The following is a 4,860-nucleotide window of genomic DNA, read 5'->3' as shown; positions in this document are numbered from 1 at the left end:
CAGGAAGAGCCCCGCGCCAAGACAGAAGGGCGGGCCCGCCGAGTCACCCCGGCGGGCCCGCCCGTCACTTGCATGGGATGAGGCCCCTCGGCCGCGCCCCCTAGGAGAGCGCGATGCCGCCCAGCCAGCCGCAGCGCGGGACGGCGAGGGCGCTGTAGTAGCTCACCCAGGACGAGAGGCTCTGCGTGTTGACGTAGCCGATGTTGTCCCGGACCATGCCGTTGCCCACGTAGATGCCAATGTGGCCGTAGAGGCGGCCGGCCGCGCTCGCCGGGGAGGAGTTCACGGCCACGATCATGCCCGGCTGAATCTGCGAGGTCGGGTACCAGCACCACGCGTAGTACATGTCGTCGGCGTTGCCGTAGAACGAGCCGATGCCCGCGCGCTGGAAGACGTTGGTGACCCACGCCGCACAGAGGCCGGAGCCCGGCGAGGGCGTGGAGTACGTCGCGCTGATGACGGCCGCGGCGGGGCCGGAGCCGGTGATGGTGCCGCCGGAGGGCAGGCTCGACGAGCCGCCGCCCCCGCTCGGGCGCTGCTGGCTCTGCTGAGCGAGAAGCTCCTGCTGGCGGCGGGCCTCCTCGGCGGCCTGCTGGGCGGCCAGGAGCTCGGCGTCGCGCTGCTCCATGAGCTGCTGCACCTCAGCGGAGAGGTTGTCGACGAGCTCCTGGGACTCCTCCTGCTTGGCGCGGGCGGCCTCGAGCTCCTCCTGCTGCTGGGCCTGAAGGTCCTCGAGCTCGGCCTTCTGGTCCTCGAGCTCGGCCTTCTGCTCCTCGAGCTCGGCGCGCTGCTGCTCCTGCTCGGCCTTGAGGGACTTGACGTCCTCGATGATCTCCTTCTCGGACTCGCTGACCTTGTCGAGATAGTAGATGTTGCTCGTCAGCTCCTCGAAGCTCGCCGAGGAGAGCAGAAGCTCGAGCGTGGACTGGCGCCCGGACTTGTAGGCCGAGGTCATGCGCTCGCCGAGCTCCTCCTGCTTGCTCTCGATCTGGCGCTGGCTGCGGTCGATCTCGTCCTGCTTGTCCTCGATGTCGGACTCGATGTCACCGATCTTTATGGTGACGTCGCCGAGCTTGGCGTGCGTGTCGGCCGCCTGGGTGGCCAGGGCGGAGTACTCCTCGGCAATGCGCGCGAGCTCCTCCTGCGCCTGCTCGTAGCTCATCTGGGCGGCGTCAAGCTTCTCCTGGGTGGTCTCTGCGCCCGCGAGCGCAGGGAAGAACGTGGCGCACAGGCCCGCTCCCATGAAGAGCCGCAGGGCATCGCGGCGGGTCACGCTGCGGGGCGTGATGCCGGCGTCGCTCATGTGGACGTGCTGACGGGACATGTGGTCTCCTTGGGTACGGTTGAGATGCGGGAACACACGCAGCCATTCTATCCCTAAACCCCGACGGCCACGATATGCACACGTCCCCACGAGCCGCCGGGCGAGAAGGACCGCGCGCCGGGACGCACCACGGGCGCGCGGCGCGCGGCTACTCCACGCTGTCCGGCTCCACCGCCTCGCCCGCTGCCTGCCCCCCGGCCCCGTCAGAGGCCCCAGGCTCGGCGGCGCCCCTCGCGGCCTCGCGCTCCGCGCGGGCCTCCGCGAACTTCTCGCGCATCGTCGGGTTTCTGTAGGTGAGCTTTCTGATCGTCAGCTCGTCGGCCTTCTTGTTGGCTAGGCGCAGCTGGTTCTCCGACGAGGTCAGGAACTCCTTGACCTTCTGAAGGCGGTTGATGGCCTTGTCGATCTCGTCGATGGCGTCGTTGAACTTCTTGCTCGCCGTCTCGTAGTTCTTTCCGAACTTTGCCTTGAAGTCCTCGAGCGCGTCCTCGAACCTCGTGATGTCGATGTTGGTCTGGCGCACCTCGGCAAGCTCGCGACGGTAGGAGACGGCGTTCTCCGCGGCGTTTCTCAGCAGGGTGATCATGGGTATGAAGAACTGCGGGCGGATCACGTACATCTTCTCGTACTCGTAGGAGACGTCCACGATGCCGGCGTTGTAGAGCTCGCTCTCCGGCTCGAGAAGGGAGACGAGCACCGCATACTCGCAGTTCTTGTTGCGACGGTCCTGGTCGAGCTTCTTGAAGAACTCGGCGTTCTTGTGACGGCTCGTGGCGGCGGAGGCCTCCTCCTCGCTCTTCATCTCAAACATGATGGAGACGACCTCGACGCCGTCCTCCCCCACCTCGCGGAATATGTAGTCGCCCTTGGAGCCGCCCACGACCTCGTTGTCCTTATGGAACTCCGCCCCGCGGAACCCCAGCGTGCGCCAGCGGTTGAACTCGGCCTCGCAGTGCTGCTCGAGCGTCTCGCCGATGAGCTTGGTGGTGAGGCGCGAGCGCTGGGAGCGCAGGCGCTCGATCTCGTCCTCGCGGTCCCGGATCGTCTGGTCCTTGTGGGCGGCCTGCTCGGCCATCTGCTGGCGCAGCGAGGCCTCCACCTGGTCGCGCTCGAGCTTGGCCGCGCGCAGGTCGCCCTCAAGGGCGGCAAGGCGCTCGCCCTGCTCGCCCGTGGCCTTTGTGACGGCGAGGGCCTTCTCCGTCACGAAGGCGGACTCGCGGGCCTTGAGCTGCGCCTCGAGCTCCGCGACTCGACGCTCCTGCTCGAGCTTGGCCGCGCGCAGGTCTCCCTCGAGCGCGGCGATGCGCTTTTCCTGGGCGTCGGTTGCCTCGCTCACCGCGAGGGCCTTCTCGGTGGAGAAGGACGACTCGCGGGCCTCGAGCTGAGCCTCGAGCTCCGCGAGTCGACGGTCGCGCTCCGCGAGCTCCGAGGCGCCCTTCGTTGCCGCCTCGCTGAGCGCGCGCTCCTGGGCCGCGCTGGCCTCGAGCAGGGCGCGCTGCTGCTCGGCAATCTTCTGGTCCCGCTCTGCAATCGCCTGGGTGAGCTCGCGCTCCACCGTCGCACGGGCGAGCGCCACGGCATCCGCGCCCTTCTCGATCTCGGCGCGCAGGCGGACAAGCTCCTCGTCCTTCTTCGCCGAGGCATCGCGCGCCCCGGCAAGCTCCTTGGCAAGCCTTCCTTGCAGCTCCTCGCGCTCGCGCGCGGCAAGCTCCTGTGCCTCCTGGCGGGCCTGCGCCACGGCCGCCTCGACGGCGCTCGCGCGCTCACGCTGCGCCATCTGCTCGCGCGCCTCGAGCTCGCGCGTGAACTCCGCGTCACGAACCTGTCGCACGATCTGTGCGTACTCGGTCTCGTCTACCTGGAACACCTCGCCGCAGTGCGGGCACCTGATCTCAGCCATGGGGCTCTCCGTCCTTCTCGACTTGAGATCAAGCTTACCCGTACCACCGGACAATAATTGCCGGGAAGCCCAGCGGGACGGCCGTCCTGCTCGCTGTCGCGCTTACAGCGACTGCTTACTTCCCATAGTAGGGGCCGTCTTCATATCCCGCCGCTCTTACTTTGCCGACCAGCCAAACCGTGAACGCTTTTGAAATACTGCAAAATGTTTTATTGTCGCTCAGATGGGCAACGTTGAACTTTGAGCCGAGCCACGTCGAAACGGCGCCGGATTCGCTACCGACAGCACGGCGCGGGGTTCTGGCTGGAACCCACCCGCAACGAAAAAGCCCCGCGGCCTGCGCCGCGGGGCCCGAGTCGCCCGGATGTCGTGCGGCTACCGGCCGCCGAAGGGGTCCATCTGCTGATACTGCTGGTACTGCTGCTGCTCCTGGTACTGCTCGTAGAGCCGGATGAGGTCGTCGAGGGAGATCTCCTGGCCGTTGACGTTCACGGTCTGGTTCTGCTGCTCCTGCTCCTCCTGCAGCGCCTCGTCGGAGCCCAGCGTCACGTCGACCGTCTTCTCCTCGCTGCCGCGCATCAACGTGACGGACACCGTCTCGCCGATGCTGTGGGAGCGCACGGCCAGGATCGCGGCGTCGGCCGAGGTGATCTTGGTGTCGCCGATGGCGGTGATGACGTCGCCCTCCTGGATGCCGGCCGCCGCTGCGGGGCCGCCCTCGGCGACCTCGACCACATAGGCGCCCTCGTCGACGGAGAGGCTGTTCCTGAAGGCGTTCTGCGGGGTCACGGTCTGCATGGTGAGGCCGATGTAGGCGTGCGTGACGTCCTCGCCGGCGATGATCTTGTCGGCGATCTCGGTGGCGTAGTTGCCCGGGATGGCGTAGCCGATGCCCGCGAAGCTCTCGGTGTCGGACGAGAAGAGCGTGCAGATGCCCACGAGCCTACCCTCGTCGTCCACGAGCGCGCCGCCGGAGTTGCCGGGGTTGATGGTGGCGTCGGTCTGGATGAGGTTGGTGTAGAGCGTGTTGCCCTCGGAGTTCTCGAGCAGCGTGTTGCGGGAGAGCGCCGAGACGATGCCCTGCGAGACGGAGTTCTCGAGGCCAAAGGGGCTGCCCACGCTCATCACCCAGTCGCCCACCTGCAGGGAGGCCGAGTCGCCGACCTCCATGGGCGTGACGTCGTCCCCGCCGAAGTCGGCGTGAATCACGGCGACGTCGCTCGAGGGGTCGGTCCCAACGAGCGTGGCGTCGTAGCTCTTGCCGTTGTAGGTGACCGAGATGCTCTCCGCGTTCTCGATGACGTGATTGTTGGTGATGATGTTGCCGTCCGTGTCATAGATGACGCCCGACCCCATGCCCGAGCCGTCCGGGAAGGTGCAGTAGACCGTGCACACGGAGGGGAGCGCCTTGGCGGCGACCGCGTTGGCGATGGTGGCATCCTCGTCGCTCGGGTCGATGGTGACGGACTGCGCCGTGCCGCTCGTGGTGTCGGCGCCGTCCAGGCTCACGACGCCCGTGCCCCAGAGGACGCCCACGAGCGCCGCGGCGCCGACCACGCCACCGAGGAGGCCCGCCAGAACCGCGCGCATCGTCGAGCGCGAGTGACGGGGCCCGGAGGGGGCGGCGGCTGACGGG

At 67.7% G+C, this 4,860-nt stretch carries 3 protein-coding genes; all 3 read right to left on the bottom strand.

Going from position 1 to position 4,860, the window contains the following annotated elements:
- Positions 1–100: 100 nt before the first annotated feature.
- Positions 101–1,324: a CHAP domain-containing protein gene (locus B5F84_RS09315; RefSeq protein WP_087323292.1), complete on the bottom strand. Its 1,224-nt coding sequence runs from the start codon at positions 1,322–1,324 to the stop codon at positions 101–103.
- A gap of 148 nt (positions 1,325–1,472) precedes the next feature.
- Entirely contained in the window at positions 1,473–3,224 is a 1,752-nt protein-coding gene (locus B5F84_RS09310; protein ID WP_087323289.1) for a DUF2130 domain-containing protein, read from the bottom strand.
- A gap of 375 nt (positions 3,225–3,599) precedes the next feature.
- Positions 3,600–4,860: trypsin-like peptidase domain-containing protein (locus B5F84_RS09305; protein ID WP_143786090.1), on the bottom strand; the 1,261-nt coding region annotated here is incomplete at its 5' end.

Source organism: Olsenella sp. An290, assembly GCF_002159535.1.
Lineage (GTDB): Bacteria > Actinomycetota > Coriobacteriia > Coriobacteriales > Atopobiaceae > Thermophilibacter.
Note: the sequence above shows the minus strand (reverse complement) of the source record. Positions and strands in the feature narration are given on the sequence as shown.